General features: G+C 69.5%; 19 protein-coding genes. 12 read left to right on the top strand and 7 right to left on the bottom strand.

Translation table 11 applies throughout. The features are described 5' to 3' along the window. Positions 1-18 precede the first annotated feature (18 nt). Positions 19-390 (top strand): vitamin K epoxide reductase family protein, encoded by a 372-nt coding sequence (locus OO015_RS11640; protein ID WP_323053866.1) that lies wholly within the window; start codon positions 19-21, stop codon positions 388-390. Here OO015_RS11640 and OO015_RS11635 read toward each other — a convergent pair. Genes OO015_RS11635 through OO015_RS11620 form a run of 4 tightly spaced genes read right to left on the bottom strand, consistent with a single transcriptional unit; the run spans position 372 to position 3,114 of the window. After that, entirely contained in the window at positions 372-971 is a 600-nt protein-coding gene (locus tag OO015_RS11635) for a YkoP family protein (protein WP_265941435.1), read from the bottom strand. The two genes, OO015_RS11640 and OO015_RS11635, sit on opposite strands and share 19 nt — an antisense overlap. Further along, positions 968-1,672 carry a glycosyltransferase gene (locus OO015_RS11630; protein ID WP_265941434.1) on the bottom strand — a complete coding sequence of 235 codons (705 nt, stop codon included), beginning with the start codon at positions 1,670-1,672 and terminating at the stop codon, positions 968-970. The genes OO015_RS11635 and OO015_RS11630 overlap by 4 nt, the downstream gene beginning before the upstream one ends. 13 nt (positions 1,673-1,685) lie before the next feature. Then, positions 1,686-2,399 (bottom strand): glycosyltransferase family 2 protein, encoded by a 714-nt coding sequence (locus OO015_RS11625; protein WP_265941433.1) that lies wholly within the window; start codon positions 2,397-2,399, stop codon positions 1,686-1,688. Further along, positions 2,374-3,114, bottom strand: coding sequence for a polysaccharide deacetylase family protein (locus OO015_RS11620; RefSeq protein WP_265941432.1), 741 nt, complete (start codon positions 3,112-3,114; stop codon positions 2,374-2,376). The genes OO015_RS11625 and OO015_RS11620 overlap by 26 nt, the downstream gene beginning before the upstream one ends. 243 nt (positions 3,115-3,357) lie before the next feature. On the opposite strand from OO015_RS11620, the gene OO015_RS11615 reads away from it, so the two are divergent. Next, positions 3,358-3,537 (top strand): hypothetical protein, encoded by a 180-nt coding sequence (locus OO015_RS11615; protein ID WP_265941431.1) that lies wholly within the window; start codon positions 3,358-3,360, stop codon positions 3,535-3,537. A 24-nt stretch (positions 3,538-3,561) separates the two neighbouring features. Further along, a complete protein-coding gene (locus OO015_RS11610; protein ID WP_265941430.1) occupies positions 3,562-3,768 on the top strand; it encodes a hypothetical protein in 207 nt (68 codons plus the stop codon). 40 nt (positions 3,769-3,808) lie between these two features. Here the strand turns inward: OO015_RS11610 and OO015_RS11605 are convergent, their stop codons facing one another. The 3 genes from OO015_RS11605 to OO015_RS11595 all read right to left on the bottom strand — a co-directional run bounded on the left by OO015_RS11605 (position 3,809) and on the right by OO015_RS11595 (position 6,382). Further along, positions 3,809-4,033 (bottom strand): hypothetical protein, encoded by a 225-nt coding sequence (locus OO015_RS11605; RefSeq protein WP_265941429.1) that lies wholly within the window; start codon positions 4,031-4,033, stop codon positions 3,809-3,811. A gap of 88 nt (positions 4,034-4,121) precedes the next feature. Further along, a complete protein-coding gene (locus OO015_RS11600) occupies positions 4,122-4,718 on the bottom strand; it encodes a hypothetical protein (protein ID WP_265941428.1) in 597 nt (198 codons plus the stop codon). 260 nt (positions 4,719-4,978) lie between these two features. Then, positions 4,979-6,382 carry a dipeptidase gene (locus tag OO015_RS11595; RefSeq protein WP_265941427.1) on the bottom strand — a complete coding sequence of 468 codons (1,404 nt, stop codon included), beginning with the start codon at positions 6,380-6,382 and terminating at the stop codon, positions 4,979-4,981. A gap of 125 nt (positions 6,383-6,507) precedes the next feature. Here OO015_RS11595 and OO015_RS11590 point away from each other — a divergent pair, with 125 nt between their 5' ends. From OO015_RS11590 to cmr6, 9 genes are read left to right on the top strand one after another with little or no spacing between them, the layout of a single operon-like run. Beyond that, complete coding sequence (locus OO015_RS11590) at positions 6,508-7,848, top strand: peptidase domain-containing protein (protein ID WP_265941426.1); 1,341 nt, start codon at positions 6,508-6,510, stop codon at positions 7,846-7,848. Further along, positions 7,845-8,723: a zinc-ribbon domain-containing protein gene (locus tag OO015_RS11585; protein ID WP_265941425.1), complete on the top strand. Its 879-nt coding sequence runs from the start codon at positions 7,845-7,847 to the stop codon at positions 8,721-8,723. The genes OO015_RS11590 and OO015_RS11585 overlap by 4 nt, the downstream gene beginning before the upstream one ends. A gap of 9 nt (positions 8,724-8,732) precedes the next feature. Continuing rightward, positions 8,733-9,539 (top strand): S1C family serine protease, encoded by an 807-nt coding sequence (locus OO015_RS11580; protein WP_265941424.1) that lies wholly within the window; start codon positions 8,733-8,735, stop codon positions 9,537-9,539. A gap of 13 nt (positions 9,540-9,552) precedes the next feature. Next, entirely contained in the window at positions 9,553-10,707 is a 1,155-nt protein-coding gene (cmr1, locus tag OO015_RS11575; protein ID WP_265941423.1) for a type III-B CRISPR module RAMP protein Cmr1, read from the top strand. Continuing rightward, on the top strand, positions 10,700-12,514 hold the full coding sequence (gene cas10, locus OO015_RS11570) for a type III-B CRISPR-associated protein Cas10/Cmr2 (protein ID WP_265941422.1): 1,815 nt from the start codon (positions 10,700-10,702) through the stop codon (positions 12,512-12,514). The genes cmr1 and cas10 overlap by 8 nt, the downstream gene beginning before the upstream one ends. Continuing rightward, a complete protein-coding gene (cmr3, locus tag OO015_RS11565) occupies positions 12,511-13,581 on the top strand; it encodes a type III-B CRISPR module-associated protein Cmr3 (RefSeq protein ID WP_265941421.1) in 1,071 nt (356 codons plus the stop codon). Before cas10 ends, cmr3 begins: the two co-directional genes overlap by 4 nt. 1 nt (position 13,582) lies before the next feature. After that, complete coding sequence (cmr4, locus tag OO015_RS11560; protein WP_265941420.1) at positions 13,583-14,506, top strand: type III-B CRISPR module RAMP protein Cmr4; 924 nt, start codon at positions 13,583-13,585, stop codon at positions 14,504-14,506. 14 nt (positions 14,507-14,520) lie between these two features. Beyond that, complete coding sequence (gene cmr5 / locus OO015_RS11555) at positions 14,521-14,931, top strand: type III-B CRISPR module-associated protein Cmr5 (RefSeq protein WP_265941419.1); 411 nt, start codon at positions 14,521-14,523, stop codon at positions 14,929-14,931. A 4-nt stretch (positions 14,932-14,935) separates the two neighbouring features. Next, positions 14,936-15,883: a type III-B CRISPR module RAMP protein Cmr6 gene (cmr6, locus tag OO015_RS11550; RefSeq protein ID WP_265941418.1), complete on the top strand. Its 948-nt coding sequence runs from the start codon at positions 14,936-14,938 to the stop codon at positions 15,881-15,883. The last annotated feature ends 3 nt before the right edge of the window (positions 15,884-15,886 follow it).

The raw sequence follows: 15,886 nt of genomic DNA, 5'->3' as shown, positions 1-15,886 counted from the left end.
CGTCTGTGGCATCGGTGATTGCTCGACCGTGCAGAACAGTCCGTACGCCAAGATCGGGGGATCCCGATCGCGCTGCTCGGCCTCGGGATGTATCTCGTCCTCCTGGCACTCGGCATCGCCCGTTGGCGCTGGTGGCAGCAACGCGAGCTGCTGACGAGCGTCGCGATGGGTATCGCACTGGCTGGCACGCTCTACTCGGCCTACCTCACGTACCTGGAACTCTTCGTCATCCACGCCATCTGCCAGTGGTGCGTCACCAGCGCCAGCCTGGTCACTGCACTCCTCCTCGTCGAAGGCTGGGGGCTGCGTCGGCTCTTGCGTGGTGCGGCGCACGAGACGATCCATGCAACGCCGGGAGCGCGCTCGCGCCGTCAGCAGCCCGCACCGTAACGGGCGAGCAACGCCGTCCGACTCATCCAGGCGCGTCCTGGCCAGGCCCGCTCGCGGTACCGATCGGCCATCTGCCAGCCGAGCGGATGGTAAATGGCGATCAAGCCGACGAAGAAGAAGCGCTGCAAGCGGTGGTACCAGGTCGGCGGCAGCGGATGCACCTCGAAGCCCAGCCGCCTCCCGGCCCGTGCGAAGAGCGTGATCCCGACCAGTGCCTGTACCTCGCCGAGTTCGCCGCGCGCGATACGGCAGGCGAGTTCAGCCAGATCCAGGCGTGCCAGACGCAGGAGATCCCAGGGGAGCTGCGCGCCCGCGAGCGAGAGCGCCAGGAGCCGGCGATTGTCGAAGTGGAGTTCGACCACCAGGTCACCTGGCTTCACCCGAGTCCCATCGGCCAGCACTGCCACCGGGCCCCGGTAGCGGACGATCCGGTAGCGGAAGAACCCGCCTGGGCGTACGGGGCGCGGTCGCCAGAGGAGATCCGTCAAGCGTTCCCAGCCCAGCCAGACGGCGAGCAGCCCGATCGCCCGGCCGCCGCCTGCGCGGCCGAGCCGGATCAGCCACCAGGGAAACGCTTTCAATAGCGCCAGCGCCGACCGATGCCGAGTTCGGCGAGGAGCCAGCGGAGGAACGTCGTGACCAGCCCCAGCCGGAGCGGGAGGCGGTGCAGGCGGCGCGGCGACGTCGCGATCCAGCTCGTCGTCAGGTGGCAAACCGGCACGCCCCTTCCCTGGAGTCGCTGGAGGAACTCTCGATCTTCCGCGATCTCGAGCGACTCGTCGAACCCTCCGCTGCGTTCGAACCATTCACGGCTACAGTACAGCATCTGTGCCCGGATGCGGAAGGAGGTCTTGCCGATCTCCATGAGCTCGAAGAACCAGCGGTCGAAAAAGTCGGTCGTCTCGGCGATGACCCGCACGCTCCCCGCTGGATAGCCGGTATGCCGGTGCGCGATGATCTCCGCTGCCAGTGTCGGTGCCATCACCGAGTCAGCATCGAGGAAGAGCAGGATGTCACCGGTGGCGACCGCAGCCCCCCGGTTCTTCGCCCGGCTGCGCCCCGGCTTGGCCTCGCTGACCAGTACGACCCGGAGCGGGACGAGTACCGGGGCGAGGTGCTCGACGATGGTGGCCGTGCCGTCCGTCGAGCCGTTGTCGACCACGAGCGCCTCGAGGCGCTCGAGTGGCCAGGCTTGCCGGGCGACCGACCGGAGCGCGCGACCGATGAACGCTTCCTCGTTCCGCGCCGGAATCACCACGGAAAGGTCGATCCGGTCGTCCACGCCGGGCCTCGTTTCAGTACGGCCAGTCCCGGCCGATACCGACCAGTGCGAGCAGCCAGTGCAGCGCGGTGACGAGGAGACCGATCCGCAGCGGCCAACGGTGGAGGCGTCGGGTCGAAGTCAGGACGACGCTCTCGGTCACGAAGCCGACCCGATACCCTGCTGCACTGATTCGGCGCAGGAGATCGTAGTCCTCAGCGACCCGCAGGCGCTCGTCGAAGCCGCCCACTGCCCAGAAGACGTCGCGGCGCACTGCACAGAGCTGCGTCGGGACGCGCACCCGCTCCTTCATCCAGGTCGCCAGGAAAAAGAAGGCACGGTCGAGCGGGTCGTTCGAGTCTGCGACCACGCGGAGGCTCACCGCGGCCTCGCCGCGATGCAGGTGGGCCAGGACGGCCGGCACCATCGTCGGTGCGAGGCGCGAATCCGCATCGAGAAACAGGAGGACTTTCCCGCGCGCGACCCGTGCACCGCGGTTCCATGCCCGGCTCACGCCGGGACGCGGCTCGTGCACGACCTGGAGCTGCAGTTCGGGATGCGCGTGCGCGAAGCGACACACGACGGCAGCAGTACCATCGGTCGAACCGTTATCGACGACGATGACCTCGAGCCGTTCGAGCGGCCAGGCCTGGTGCAGGACCGAGACCAGCGCGCGCTCGATCGTCGCCGCCTCGTTGCGAGCCGGGATGACGATGCTCAACTCAGGGCAGTGCGATCGCTGCTCCATAGGTCGACGGTTCGCCTCCCCGTTCCAGCTCGCGTGCCAGTTCGCGTAAGGCTCGTCGGCAGACCGGTGAATCGGGTGCTCCCTGTGGATGGAAGAAGACGGAGATCGTCCGGGCTCGTGCCCGCCAGGGAGCGAGAAGCCGGGCGCCGAGCTGCGCGAGCCCCTCGTGCAGCCAGGGGGTTCCCATGAAGCCCGTCCAGGGGGTCGGCAGACGGCGCTGGTCGCGGACATCGACGAGGAAGAGCATCTCGACCAGGTAGGCGAAGCCGAGTTCCGCGAGCAAGCCTGGCAGTTCCGCGGTATGGAGCCACCCCGGTGGACAGAAGCCAGTCGTCTCCAACCCACACGCGGCCAGGATCTCGCGCCCAGCGATCAGCCGAGCCCGTTGCTCCGGCCACTCCAGGCTGGCGAACTCGGCCACCTCGCGCGCGAAGAGCGCCGCGCGTGCCACGGTGAGCGGGTCGCCCCGCCAGCGCCCGGCTCGAGCGTGCGTGTAGCCGTGGAGCACGACCTCCGAACCGTTCGCGACCTCCACCTGCAGTAACTCGACCAACTCGGGGCAGCGGCGCAGATCGTCCCGGCCGTTGTGGCAGGGGATCACCAGGAGGCTCCGCGGGCGCGCGCCGATCGTATCGAGTTCGCGGAGCAGCCAGCGGACTTCCTCGACCCAGGCTGGTGCGACATCGTGTACCGAGACGAGTACCCGACGGGCCATGGGTGCCAACCCGCCCTCCCGTTGGTATCTTAGCCGCATGGCTCGCGTGCGGAAGTCTGGATCGCATACCCAGTGCACGTTTTGGCACAGTGAGCGCAGCCTTCAGCAGCAGACGCTGCCAGGAACTGCCGAACGGCAGGTCGTTCAGAGCCCCTGGTACCGTTGTGTCTACCGGTGACGCCTTCGCGTACAATCCAGTGCAGGACGGCGTTTTCTCATCGTGAGTTCGACGAGGTGGCGGCGATGTTCGTCCCCGGACGCGAGTACCGGCGCGAGGATATCCACCGGCTCGTCGGCGGCCAGCGTCAATCCGGTATCGTCACCCCGCGCGGGAGCCGCTTCGTCTTGCTCTTCTCGTCACCTCGCGGGGGCGACTATGGCTACCGGGATGGGTGGAGCGAAGACGGCCGGTTCTATCGGTAGAGCGGTGAGGGGCAGCACGGCGACATGACCTTCACGCGAGGCAACCGTGCGATCTTGGAACACCGCGAGAAGGGCCGGGAGCTTCATCTCTTCGAGCTGGTACGACCTGGCGTGTACCGGTACGTCGGACAGATGGAGTACGCTGGCTACGAACTCTGCCCTGGTGTCCCCGACCGCAACAATCGTCCCCGGACAGCGATCGTCTTCCACTTGCGACCGATCGCGTCCTGATCCGCGATCGAGCCGTTCGGGCTTGCAGCGGTGTGCCTGCTCAGGCTGCTACCACCCACTGTTCGATCGCTTCGTCCCAACCAGTGAGCGTCCCGGCGCGAACGATAACGACCCGTTCCTCTTCCGGCATCTTCCGTGCCTGGTCCACCGGCTGGTCACCGGCGACGACGGGAAGGACGTTCGGGACGACACGACGGAGCAAATTCGCACGGGCCAGCGCCCGCTCCACGTCGCTCGCACCGACCGTCGTCGAGACTTCGATCACCAACCAGACCTCGGAGTCACTGGGTGCTCGTCCAATACACCGGTCACGATGAGGTCGGCATCCAGCAACCGCTGCAGCTGGCTCCGTGTCAGGCTCTCGCGGACGAGCCTCCGTCTCTCCATCGGTGGGACGACCCGCGTGGCATCCATCCAGCTGCCGAAGATCGCCGGAGCGCGGTCGCGCATGCGGTCCTCGAAGAACCCTCCCGCAGCTGTGCCAGGTCATCGGTATGCCGCCGTACGACCGTGGTGAGTTCCGCGATCTGTTGCTCGACGCGCTCCATCCGGTCGGTGAGCTGGGCGATCTGCTGCTCGACTCGCTCGATCCGGCTCGTCAGGGCCTGGATCTGCACGGTCGTCTCGGCCTGCTGCCGCTCGACCCGCTCCATCCGGTCGGTGAGCGCCTGCAACAGGTTCGTCGTCGCCCTCTGCTGCGCTGCCAGCTCGTCGACGATCCGGCTCGGTTCGGCCAGGCGGGCGTCGATGAGGGCGAAGCGGTCACCGATCGCCCGGAAGCTGCCCTGCACCGTCTCGGCCAGTCGTCCGAGCAGGGCAGCGAGCTGACCGATCTGGTCGGCGAACCGCACCGACTCCGGCCCGAAGACGAGCTGGGCGAGTCGCCGACGGAGCTCGGGGTCCTGCCGGATCCGCTCGAGGAGCTGTTCCACCGCGTGGTCGATCGTCATCGGCGCGTCGCCTCTCGCGTACCGCGCATACAACGATGGACGCTCGACAACGGAAAGGCGACTGTCTCGTCGCTCGTCGTGTGGTCGGTGGTGCGACGTTCGCAGCGAGCGCGGCACCGGAGCCCGCGCTGGCGAGGGCGAGCACGTTCCGGCGGACCGTGTAACCGGATGCGTGCTCGCGCCTGGTTCGCCGAGTCAGCCGGGAGCGAGCGCGAGACGGTGCCGCCCTCGCTACCAGGGTGTCGGAGGCCGCTCCTCGCCTACCGGGCCGCTTTCGCTCGGGTCGTCTCGGCCAGGCGCGGCAGGAGCCGCACGTACGCGCGGGCCATCGTCCGGAAGTCCTCGATCCGATACGACTCGTTCGGCGCGTGCACGCGGTTGTCCGGCATCCCCCAGGCGAAGAAGAGCATATCGGCCCCGAGTTCGCGCTGGAACACCTCGGCGACAGGAATCGTCCCGCCGACGCGGATCATCAGCGGCTCCTTGCCGTACAGCTCGCGCAGCACCGCGCGTGCAGCAGCCAGCGCCGGGTGATCGCGCCGGATCGCGAACGGGCGAGCCGAGCCGGGGAAGCGCGTCACCCGCACCTCGGCCCACGGCGGACAGTGTGCCTGCACGTGCCGTTCGATCAGGTCGAGGATCTCGTCGGGATCCTGGTCGGGGACCAGCCGGCAGGTGATCTTGAGGTGCGCCTCGCAGGGCGTCACCGTCTTGATCCCTTCGCCCTGGAAGCCGCCCCAGAAGCCGTTGAGGTCGAGCGTCGGACGAGCCCAGGCGCGCTCGAGCGGCGTATACCCCGGTTCGCCCCAGAACGCCTTCGCCCCCACGTTGGCCAGGATCTCCTCCGGATCGAACGGGACGGCGGCGATCTCGGCCCGCTCCTCCGGCGAGAGTTCCCGCACCTTGTCGTAAAAGCCAGCGACCGCCACGCGTCCGTCCGGCGTGTGGAACGTCGCGGCCAGCTGCACCAGCGTCTGCACCGCGTTGGCGATCACCGCGCCGTACTGACCGGAGTGCATGTCGGTCGCGGCGGTCCGCAGGTCGACCTGGCAGGCGCAGATCCCCTTGGAGGAGAGCGTGAGCGAGGGCTGGTCGTGCCCGTACATCCCTCCGTCGGCCGAGATCACCACGTCGCAAGCCAGCAGCTCGCGGTACTGCCGGATCGCCGCAGCCATGCTCGGTGAGCCGATTTCCTCTTCTCCCTCGAAGAAGAACTTCAGGTTGATCGGCGGATGACCGATAATACGGACGAGTGCCTCGATCCCGCAGAGTGCCGCGAACAGGTTGCCCTTGTCGTCCGAAGCGCCGCGGGCAGAGAGGCGACCGTCGCGCAACGTCGGCTCGAAGGGCGGTGTCTGCCAGAGCTCCAGCGGGTCGGGTGGCTGCACGTCGTAGTGCCCGTAGACCAGTGCGGTGGGGAGGGAGGGATCGACCGGCCAATGTCCGAAGACGATCGGGTTCCGCTCCGTTTCGAGCAAGCGCACGTCGGGAACACCGAGTGCCCGCAGCCGGGCTGCGACCCATTCAGCTGCCCGCTGGACGTCCGCCTGATGTTGCGGCAGTGCGCTCACGCTGGGAATCCGCAGGAGATCCTGCAGCGCCTCGAGGTGCTCCGCTTCGTGCTCGGCCAGATACGCATCGCAGCGCTGAACCAGCTCGTCCATCGTCGGCCCCCTTTCCGGAGCGGAGTATCGCAGACTCGGTGGAATCGCGCAGCACGGGAAGACCAGTGTTCCCGCCGTTCCGCGACACTGTGCGGTGGGTGTTCGACTCGAGGAGGGAGAGGGCGATGATGCGGCGGTGGTTCGTTCTGGTGGTGACGCTCGCTGTCCTCGTGGCTGGATCGGTGTCCCCGCTCGCAGTCGGTGCGGCGCCACAGCCTGGTCTCAATGTGGCCTTCTGGCGTACCTGGGCGCGGGCCGATCGGCCGGTCGCCGAAGGACGTGCTGCCCGCACCTGGATGTGGGGACCGGCGCCGATCACGAACGTGCTGGTCGAGGAGTACGACGAGGCGACCGACCTCGAAGGCACCCCCGCCGGGATGCGCTTCGTCCAGTACTTCGACAAGACGCGGATGGAGGTGACCGATCTCGCTGGCGATCCGGTCAATCCGTGGTACGTCACCAACGGTCTCTTGGCCAAGGAGCTGATCACCGGGCAGCTCCAGGTCGGCCACAACCGATTCCGGCAAGGACCGCCGGCGCAGGTACCGGTCGCCGGTGACCTCGACGACCCCAACGCACCGACCTACGCGACCTTCGCGCCGCTGATGCGCTACCAGCCGTTGCCCGTCGGCATGGCGATCATCCAGACAGTCGACCGCAACGGCACCGTCGGAGCCGATCAGTCGCTGGCCCGCTTCGGGGTGACTGCCGCTGTGCTGGTCGCGGAGACGAACCACACGGTGGCCAGTGTCTTCTGGGACTTCATGAACGCGCGCGGCACGGTGTATGCCGACGGTGCTTTCCGCGACGACCGGCTGTTCGAGAACCCGTTCTACGCGACCGGCCTACCGCTGACCGAGGCCTACTGGACGACTGTCCTGGTCGCGGGCGTTCCCAAGCGGGTGCTGGTGCAGGTCTTCGAACGGCGCGTCCTCACCTACACGCCGGATAACCCGCCCGGCTGGCGCGTCGAGGCGGGCAACGTCGGGCTCCACTACTACCAGTGGCGGTACCGGCAACTCGGGCAGCAGCCGATCACCTGGCCGTTCGCCCGTCCCGAGGAGGTGAGCTATTACGACGCCATGTATCTCACGCTGGTCGGCTTGATTCACAACTACGGACCGCTCGGCGCCTTGCTCCGGTACCCAGCGCTCGACAGCCCGAGCTGGCGCGCCGACGTCGAGCGTCGCCTGATCTTCCTCCAAGACTGTGCGCGCGCGATGCGCGAGGCAGCGCCGCCACCGACGCTCTCCGGTTTCCATTCCCAGCTCATGGCTGGCTTGAACCTGGTCGAGCAGGGGGCAGCGCGCATCCGCCGGGGACTCGATACGCGCGACCCGTTGCTGCTGCTGCAAGGGCTCGAGGATCTGGGGCGCGGGCTGGAGGCGATCGGCGCGGCACTCGATGCGTTACCGCTCCGGCATGAGGGAACCGTCACGCTCGAGGAAGGGAAGGTCGTCGCATGATGCACTGTCTCTCCTGCGGGCAGGAACTGGCTGCCGGCACGCGCTTCTGCCCAGCGTGTGGCCACCAGGTCGAGCGGTCGTCGTCGCCGGAGACTGGGCAGCCGGCAGTCCGGCTCGAGGGTTCGCCGACGGAGTCGCTGGCCGGGCGGAGCAGCGAGACAGAGCGAGCCGATCGTGACGCCTCGCTGGCCGCTGCGGCAGCCGACCCGCGTCCGCCGAGCACCGGCCTCACCGCTCCCGGGCACTCGACCGTGGTACCCGGGCCGGTCGTGACTCGGCCGTCTCGCCGGACCGTTCGGCTCCTCGGAGTGCTCAGTGGGATCCTCGCGCTCGCTCTCTTGGCCGGCGGTGTCCTGGCATACGTGGAACTCGATCGACGGGCTGACCGCGAGGCGACGCTCCGGGGGCAAGTTGCGAGCCTGACCCAGGCCAACCTGGACTTCCAGGCGCAGGTCGACTCGCTCACCGGCGAGCGCGATGCGCTCGCGGCCGAGCGGGACCGCTTGCTCGCCCGCGTCGACGAGTTGGAAAGGACGAACGCTGACCAGGAAAAGCGGATCCAGGAACTCACGAGCCAGGTGCAGGAACAGAGCCGCCAGCTCAGCCAGGCACGCGAAGAGGCGACGCGGAAGCAGCAACTCGCTGAGGCTGCGACCGGCGTGAGTGTCATTCTCTCCCAGGTCGTCGCGATCGACGACGAGATCCACGCCGAGTTCGGCCGCTTCTTCGAGGCGGTGATCGAGATGCAGGACGCCTACTACCAGCGCAACAGCCTGGCGTTCGAGAGTGCGGCGCGTCGTGCTGACCAGAGTGCCCAACGCCTCGAACAGCTCTTCGCCCAGCGCGAGCAGCTCCTGGCGCAGCTCGGGTACTAGGGGGCGGGCATGGGACGGGCCAACTCGCTGCTGCTCGTCGCAGTGTTGTTCGCTGGACTCCTGACGCTGGCGCTGGCTGGGCTGGCCGTCGCCCGCTGGCAGGCGCCGGTCGACGTCCCGGCGCTCGACACGCGGGTGGTGCTCACGGTCACGCCGATCCCGACTGTCCCGCCGCTCACCCCGGTGCCGACCGCACCCGCGCCGACACCGGTCGCGAGCAGCCCAGCTGACCCGGGCGACCTGGCGACGATGGTCAACCGCGCGCTCCACGGTGTCGTCCAGGTGCGGACTGCGGACGGGCTCGGCACCGGTTTCGTCTGGTCACGCGAGAGCGACCGGACGCTCGTCGTCACGGCTGCGCACGTGGTTGCCGGCTGGGAACGTGTCGAGGTGATCGCACCCGATGGGACGGCACACCCAGCGACCGTGCGCCAGCGTGACGAGCGCCACGACGTCGCGCTGCTCGAGGCGCCGGTGCTGGTCGGTGTCCAGGCCCTGCCGCGCGGCCAGTCGCGCCGGCTCCCGCTCGGGAGCGCCCTCACGGCGCTCGGCTACGCACTGGGCGACCAGCTGCTGGGCGAACCGACCGTCACGCGTGGCGTGCTCTCTGGACGGCGTACCTTCGATGGCATAGAGTTCCTGCAGACCGACGCAGCCCTGAATCCCGGTGTCAGTGGTGGCCCGCTGCTCGACGAGACGGGCGCGGTCGTCGGGATGGCGGTTAGGGCGATTCCCTGGGCTGGCGATATTCCCGCGCAGGGTGTCAACTTCGCGGTCGCGATCGAGGAGATCGAGCAGGTCATATCGGGCTCGTAGAAGGGATTGGCGGATGAGTAGCGGCCACGGTGTTCCATCGCTTCGTCTCCCCCTCGTCACGCTCACGCCGCTCTTCCTGGGCGGTGCCGACCCGCGCGGTGACCCGGAGTTGCGCGCGAGTTCCGTGCGCGGCGCGCTCCGCTTCTGGCTGCGCGCGCTCCTCGGCGGCTGCTACGGGACGGACGACCAGGCACTCGCCGAGATCCGCCGCATCGAGGCCGAGACCTTCGGCGAAGCCGGAGGTGAGGGGAAGGCCGGAGCCTCGAAGATCGTCGTGCGGGTACGGCAGGAACAGCGGAGCGCGCCACAGGAGTGGCGGGCGGCGCGGGACTCCGGTCGCGCGTACCTCCTTTTCTCCATGGCACCCCCGCGTGCTCATGGCCAGGAGATTCCCGCGCGGCGGGCTCTCGTCCCTCCGTACCCGTTCTCGATCGACCTTCTCGCTCGGCCGGGCCTCGACGAGCGGGAGGCCCGCGAGGCGCTCTACCGCGCTGTCCGTGCCTTCTGGCTCCTGGTCCACCTCGGCGGGCTCGGTGCCCGGGCCCGCCGGCTCGGTGGTGCGCTCGCGCACCGGCCGGTACCGCGGCGCTCGCCCGACGGCGCAACGACCCAGGCTGTGCCCTCCCACCTGAATCTCCCGTTCGCGTTGTCCCCCGAACCCCAGCAGGCAGCGCGCCAGCTCGCTGAGGGGCTCCGTCTCCTGCGCCAGCGGTCGCAGGCGCGAGCCGACGCCAATCCCGAGCGGCCCGGCTGGGAGGTGCTCGACCCGCGCTGGTGCCGCATCTGGGTCTTCGGCGAGCGTGGCTGGACGAGCGGGGAGCGCGGCTGGCCGACCGTGGCCGATGCGATCGGAGAATGGCTCCGCGAGACCCGCCGCGCGCTCCCGACCGAGCAGCGCCTCGTCTTCGGCGCACCCTTGGTCATCCCACAGCAGCACAAGACGATCGATCCGCCCAGTGGGTACGAACGCCAGGAGCGCCGTCCCTCACCGCTCTGGCTGAGCGTCACGCGAGCGGAGAACGGGAACCTCCTGGGCGTGGCCACGCTCTTCCAGAGCCGTTTCCTCCCGCTCCGTCGAGGTGGCGAGGAGCAGCTCGAGCGGTTGTACGCGCAGATCGCTGCCGCGGTCGCGCAGCTTCCCAACGTCGCGGAGGTGCACTATGCCTGACGCGGTCCTCCGCTTCACCTTCGGCCCCGTGCAAGCGTTCATCGCCGAAGCGCGCCGGACAGCCGACCTCTACGCCGGGAGCCATATCCTGGCCGAGCTGGCTCGGGCCGCTGCCCGCTCGCTCCAGGAGGCCGGTGCTGATCTCGTCTACCCGGCCGACCTCGGCTTCGGCGACCCGCCCAACGTCATCGTCGCCCGCGTACCCTGGGAGGACGCCGAGCAGCTCGCCGAGCGAGCAGCAGCAGCCCTGCGCACTCGCTGGGAACAGTTCGCCAGCGAGGCGCTGGCCGAGCTCGAGCGGTGCGCGCGGCTCGACGATGCCCTGCGTGCCCAGTGGCGGGCGCAGACGGGCGACGTCTGGGAAATCTACTGGGCTGCTGCCCGCATCGAGCAGGACGACTACGCGACCGCCTTCCACCGGGCCCAGGCCGGCGTCGCCGCGCTCAAGAAGACACGGACCTTTACCCAGCGTGCCGAAGCTGGTGCCAAGGACTCGCTCGGCGGCAACCGCGCAGCGCTCGCTCCCGCTGGGCAAGACCCCCGGACGTTCTGGCGCGCAGTGCGCCGCCACCCGCAGGGTGCCCGACTCGTCGGCGAGCACGAGCGGCTGGATGCGGTCGGCGCGGTGAAGCGTTTCGCCTCCTCCGCGGAAGCGTATCCCTCCGTGCCGACCATCGCTGCGCGGCCCTTCGCGCGCCTGGCGGCCGAGCGGGCTCGACCGGCACTCGAGTCCTACCGCGATGCCTTCGAACTCCTGGTGACGGCGTTCGGCGAGCCGCCAGACCGGTACCGCCGCACGCGCCACACCGTCGAGGCGTTCCCCTACGACGGTGCGTTCCTGTACGAGTCGACCCTCGAGTGGCCAGCGCTGGTGGAAGAGCTCGGCCTCGATCCGCAGCAGGCCGAGCGCCTGCGCAGCCAGGTCGAGACGACGCTCCGCACTGCCCGCCGTCGCCTCGCCGAGCTCTACCAGGCGGTCGGCCAGCGCCCGTCCCGCTACGTCGCGGTGCTGGTACTCGACGGCGACTCGATGGGGCAGTGGCTGACCAGTGCGCTCGGCGAGGGCGGCGTCGAGGCGCACCGCGAGGTCAGCCGCAAGCTCGCCCGTTTCGCGGGCAAAGCCGAGGAGGCTGGTCGGCAAGCGGCGCCCGATGCGGTCTTCGTCTACCAGGGAGGGGACGATGTCGTGGCGCTGGTGCCGGCCGAGCAGGCGGTCGCGCTCGCCCTGGCACTCGCTGCGGCGTTCGCCGGGGAGACGGACGGACGCTCCGCCTCGGCCGGGATCGCGATCGGCCACTGGCTGGAACCGCTCGGCGACCTCCTCCAGAGCGCACGCGAGGCGGAAAAGCGTGCCAAGCGGTTGCCCGGCAAGAACGCCGTCGCCGTCGAACTCCAGCCGCGCGGCGGCGAGATCGTGCGCGTCGTCGCCCGCACCGAGCAGCTCACGGCGCTCGACCTGGCTGACCTGGTCGACCGTTTCCGCCGCGACGGCGCGGGGAGCCTCTCCGGTCGCCTGCCGACCGATCTGCGCCAGGTCGCTCTGGCCTTCCCCCAGGCCGATGCGGCCTTCCGTGCCGTGCTCGCTCGTTCGGTGAAACGCCAGGGCGAGTGGCCGAGCGGTACCGCGGACGAGCGCGAGCGGCTGGTCGAGCGGCTGTACGGCTTCGCGACCAGCTACGACCGGCTGCGCGCGAGCCTGCCGGGCGCGGACGACTCGCGACGGTTCGAGCGCGTGCCCTCCGGACCGGCACAGTTGGCCGACTGGCTCGCGCTGGCGCGGTTCCTGGCGAGAGGAGGTGGCGAGTGAAGACGCTGTTCCTGGAGCCGCTCGATGTCTGGCTGTTCCGCGACGGCCGCCCCTTCACGGCGGGTGAGCAGTTCCGCGCCGCCAGCCGCTTCCCACCCAGTCCGCTGGTGGTGCAGGGAGCGTTGCGCGCCTACCACCTCATGGTCCACTCCACCGTTCCCGCCTGGGACACCGCAGCGGTCGCCGAGGTGGTCGGTGGACCGGACGACTGGGGGCCGCTGCGCCTGGCCGGACCGCTCGTCGCACGCCGGACCGCATCCGGCCAGCTCGAGGCGTTGCTCCCCCCGCCGGCCGATGCAGCGTTCCACGATCGCCAGCTGCGACGCCTCCCGGTGCCCGAGCAGCCGCCGGAGTGGCTCCGTGTGCCTGCACCGACACCCGCACTCTTCCCACTGTGGCACGCAGGCGAGCCAGTGTCCGAGAAGGCGAGCCAGCCGCTGTGGCTGCGCCTGACCGATTTCGCTGCCTACTGCCGCGGCGAGCCGGTTCCCGGTGTCCCGCAGGAGGAACTCTGGGCGGAGGAGGTGCGCATCGGGATCGCCCAGGACTCGTCCCGCCGCACGACGCGCGAGGGGCTCTACTACGAGGCACGCTACGTCCGGCCAGCGCCTGGCGTCGGGCTGCTGGTCTCGTTCACCGGGCTCGACTGGCCGGAGGAAACCGGCGTCCTGGCGCTCGGCGGGGAGCGACGCTCGGCACGGTTCGAGGCCGTCTCCGCGTTCGCGCCACCACCGGTTCCCGAGCCGTTGCCCGAGCGGTTCGTCCTCTCCTTCCTCACCCCCGCCGTCTTCGAGCGCGGCTGGCTGCCGCGCGATTGGGGCGCTTTCTTCGATGGTTCCGTCGTGCTGGTCGCGGCGGCGCTCGACCGCTACGAGACGGTCGGTGGCTTCGATCTCGCGCGCGGTCGCGAGCGTCCGGCGCGCCGGGCAGTGCCGGCTGGGAGCGTCTACTACTTCGTCGCCCGTGGCGAGGCCCGGCTCCGCCGCACCAGCGACCTTCCCTGGTCGACCGTGAGCGACTGGGGTGCCGAGATCGGTTTCGGGACAGTGCTGATCGGAGGATGGTGAGATGGCCGAAGCGAGTGCCTTGCTCTTCGCCTACTGCGAGACACCGGTCCATGCCGGTACCGGCCGCTCGGTCGGAACCGTCGACCTGCCCATCCAGCGCGAGCGGATCACCGGCTTTCCGATCGTCCAGGCGTCCAGCGTCAAGGGCGTACTCCGGGCGGCGACCCAGACCAACGGTGCCGATGCCGAGCGCCACCGCGCCCTCTTCGGGCCGGACCGCCCCGAAGAGGCGTCGGCGCACGCTGGCGCGCTCCAGGTGACCGACCTCCAGGTCGTCCTCTTCCCCGTGCGCTCGCTGGCTGGTGTCTTCGCCTGGACGACCAGCCCCGCTGTCCTGGCCCGGCTCGGCCGCCTGGCCAAGCTGGCCGGGATCGAGGGGCCGGTCGACCCCACCCGCTTCGCCGGTCTCCAGCCGGGTCAGTGCGCTGTGGCCAACGAGAGTACGCTCCTCGTCCAAGCCGGTCAACAAGTCGGTGTCGTCCTCGAGGAGTACAGCTTCACGCTGGCCGGCGAACTGGCCGGTCTCGTCTCGGCGCTCGCCGAGTGGTTGGCAGCGCATGCCCTGCCTCAGGCGCCGGAATATGCCTGGTGGCGGGAGAACCTGGCCAAGCATCTCTGCGTCCTGCCCGACGATGACTTTCGTGATTTCGTCCTCTATGCCACCGAGATCGAGGCCCACGTACGGCTGAAAGACGAGACCAAGACGGTCGAACCGGGAGCCCTCTGGACGACCGAAGCCCTGCCGGCCGAAACGCTGCTGGTCGGTCTCCTGGCAACGACCCGCTCGCGCTACGACAAGGTGAACGAGGACGGCCGCGCGCTGCTCGGCTGGTTGACGAGCAAGCTCGACGGCCGGCGTGTCCGCCTCGGCGGTGACGAGACGACGGGCCGCGGTGCCGTCGTCCTGCGCGTCGCACGGGTATGAAGGGAGAGTGAGCGATGAGCCAGCCCGCACAGCGTACGACGCAGCAGCGCACACTGGAGCAAGAGCGTGCAGCGCGCGCCTGGGAATATGTGGCCGCGGTCAAGGGGACGAGCTATGCTGCAGAATACGGTCAGCTCGCTCGCGAGGCTGCCTCGCTCGTGCAGCTGCACGGCCTGGGCCAGACGCTGGCGTTCCTCATGTCGAAGAAGCCGAAGAAACAGAACGAGGTCAACGAGCACCTCCAGCTTGCCCGCGACCTTTCCAGGTGGGTGAGTCAACGGATACTCGGCGAATCACTCGACGACCTCCGCGAGTGGATCGTCCGCCAGGCCAGCGTCGCCGAGTACCGCCGCGCCACGCTGGAGGCGCTCGCCTTCCTCGCCTGGCTCAAGCGGTTCGCCGAAGCCGAGCTGGTGAAGGAGTGAGCCGATGCGCGAGCGACCACGACCCGACCAGCCGCGCGGGAACGGTCGACCACCCCACCGCGGTGCTGGACGACCACCTGGGGATGGCCGCTCCGGCCCACCACGCGACCGTGACCGGTCAGCGGAGCGCCCCGACGGCGAGCGAGGGCGGCCGCACCCGCTCCTGCCGTCCACCACGCGGACGTTCTGGAGCAGCGCACGAGCTCACGTGACGAACCCGGCGCTCCTCTTCGACCGCTTCGCGCCGGAAGCCGCCGTCTTCGGCGACCGTACCGACGCGACACCGCGTCGCGACTTCCTGCGCGAGGTGATCGCAGCAGCCGAGCGGCTCGCCAGGAGCGACCTCGCCGGGCATCTCCTGGCTCGCTGGGAGGCGACGGTGCGCGCAGCGGGAGCGGAACCGTTTTCCGTCGAGCTGGAGTCGCGCCTGGTCACCGGTCTCGGTGCGCACGGGCCGCTCGAGATCGGCTTCCGCTTCGACCGGCTCGGCTTTCCCGTACTCCCAGGGAGCGGCCTCAAGGGTGTCGCCCGTGCCTACGCGCACCTCGTCGAGCGGCGCGACGAGTCGGAGCCCGATTTTCTCGCCGTCTTCGGCCGCGTGCCCAGGTCGGGAGAAGCGCACGAGGTCGGCCAGGCCGGTGCACTCGTCTTCTTCGATGGCTACCCCGAGCCGGGCTGGCGCCTCGAGCTCGACGTGATGACGCCCCACTACCCGGACTATTACAGCGGGAAGGAGCCACCGACCCCCTGGCAGAACCCGAACCCGGTCACCTTTCTCGCCGTCGCGCCCGGTACGCGCTACCGGATCGCCATCGGGCTCCGCCAGGGGGCGAGCGATCCCGACGGCCGCCTGCGAGCGCTGGCGGCGGAATGGTTGCGGAAGGGACTGGCTCAGCTGGGCTTCGGGGCCAAGACGACGAGCGGCTACGGCGTGTTCCGGAGCAGGGAGTGAAAC

It is taken from the genome of Thermomicrobium sp. 4228-Ro, assembly GCF_026241205.1.
Lineage (GTDB): Bacteria > Chloroflexota > Chloroflexia > Thermomicrobiales > Thermomicrobiaceae > Thermomicrobium.
The sequence above is the reverse complement of the archived record's forward strand: the minus strand, read 5'-3'. Positions and strand labels throughout refer to the sequence as shown.

Bases quoted from the DNA above. Each gene is read 5' to 3' on its own strand.
- OO015_RS11610 (WP_265941430.1), top strand. From the start codon at position 3,562: ATGACCTTCACGCGAGGCAACCGTGCGATCTTGGAACACCGCGAGAAG.
- OO015_RS11625 (WP_265941433.1), bottom strand. From the start codon at position 2,399: ATGGAGCAGCGATCGCACTGCCCTGAGTTGAGCATCGTCATCCCGGCT.
- cmr5 (WP_265941419.1), top strand. From the start codon at position 14,521: ATGAGCCAGCCCGCACAGCGTACGACGCAGCAGCGCACACTGGAGCAA.
- OO015_RS11585 (WP_265941425.1), top strand. From the start codon at position 7,845: ATGATGCACTGTCTCTCCTGCGGGCAGGAACTGGCTGCCGGCACGCGC.
- OO015_RS11595 (WP_265941427.1), bottom strand. From the start codon at position 6,382: ATGGACGAGCTGGTTCAGCGCTGCGATGCGTATCTGGCCGAGCACGAA.
- cmr6 (WP_265941418.1), top strand. From the start codon at position 14,936: ATGCGCGAGCGACCACGACCCGACCAGCCGCGCGGGAACGGTCGACCA.
- OO015_RS11615 (WP_265941431.1), top strand. From the start codon at position 3,358: ATGTTCGTCCCCGGACGCGAGTACCGGCGCGAGGATATCCACCGGCTC.
- cmr1 (WP_265941423.1), top strand. From the start codon at position 9,553: ATGAGTAGCGGCCACGGTGTTCCATCGCTTCGTCTCCCCCTCGTCACG.
- OO015_RS11590 (WP_265941426.1), top strand. From the start codon at position 6,508: ATGATGCGGCGGTGGTTCGTTCTGGTGGTGACGCTCGCTGTCCTCGTG.
- OO015_RS11600 (WP_265941428.1), bottom strand. From the start codon at position 4,718: ATGACGATCGACCACGCGGTGGAACAGCTCCTCGAGCGGATCCGGCAG.
- cas10 (WP_265941422.1), top strand. From the start codon at position 10,700: ATGCCTGACGCGGTCCTCCGCTTCACCTTCGGCCCCGTGCAAGCGTTC.
- OO015_RS11580 (WP_265941424.1), top strand. From the start codon at position 8,733: ATGGGACGGGCCAACTCGCTGCTGCTCGTCGCAGTGTTGTTCGCTGGA.
- OO015_RS11620 (WP_265941432.1), bottom strand. From the start codon at position 3,114: ATGGCCCGTCGGGTACTCGTCTCGGTACACGATGTCGCACCAGCCTGG.
- cmr4 (WP_265941420.1), top strand. From the start codon at position 13,583: ATGGCCGAAGCGAGTGCCTTGCTCTTCGCCTACTGCGAGACACCGGTC.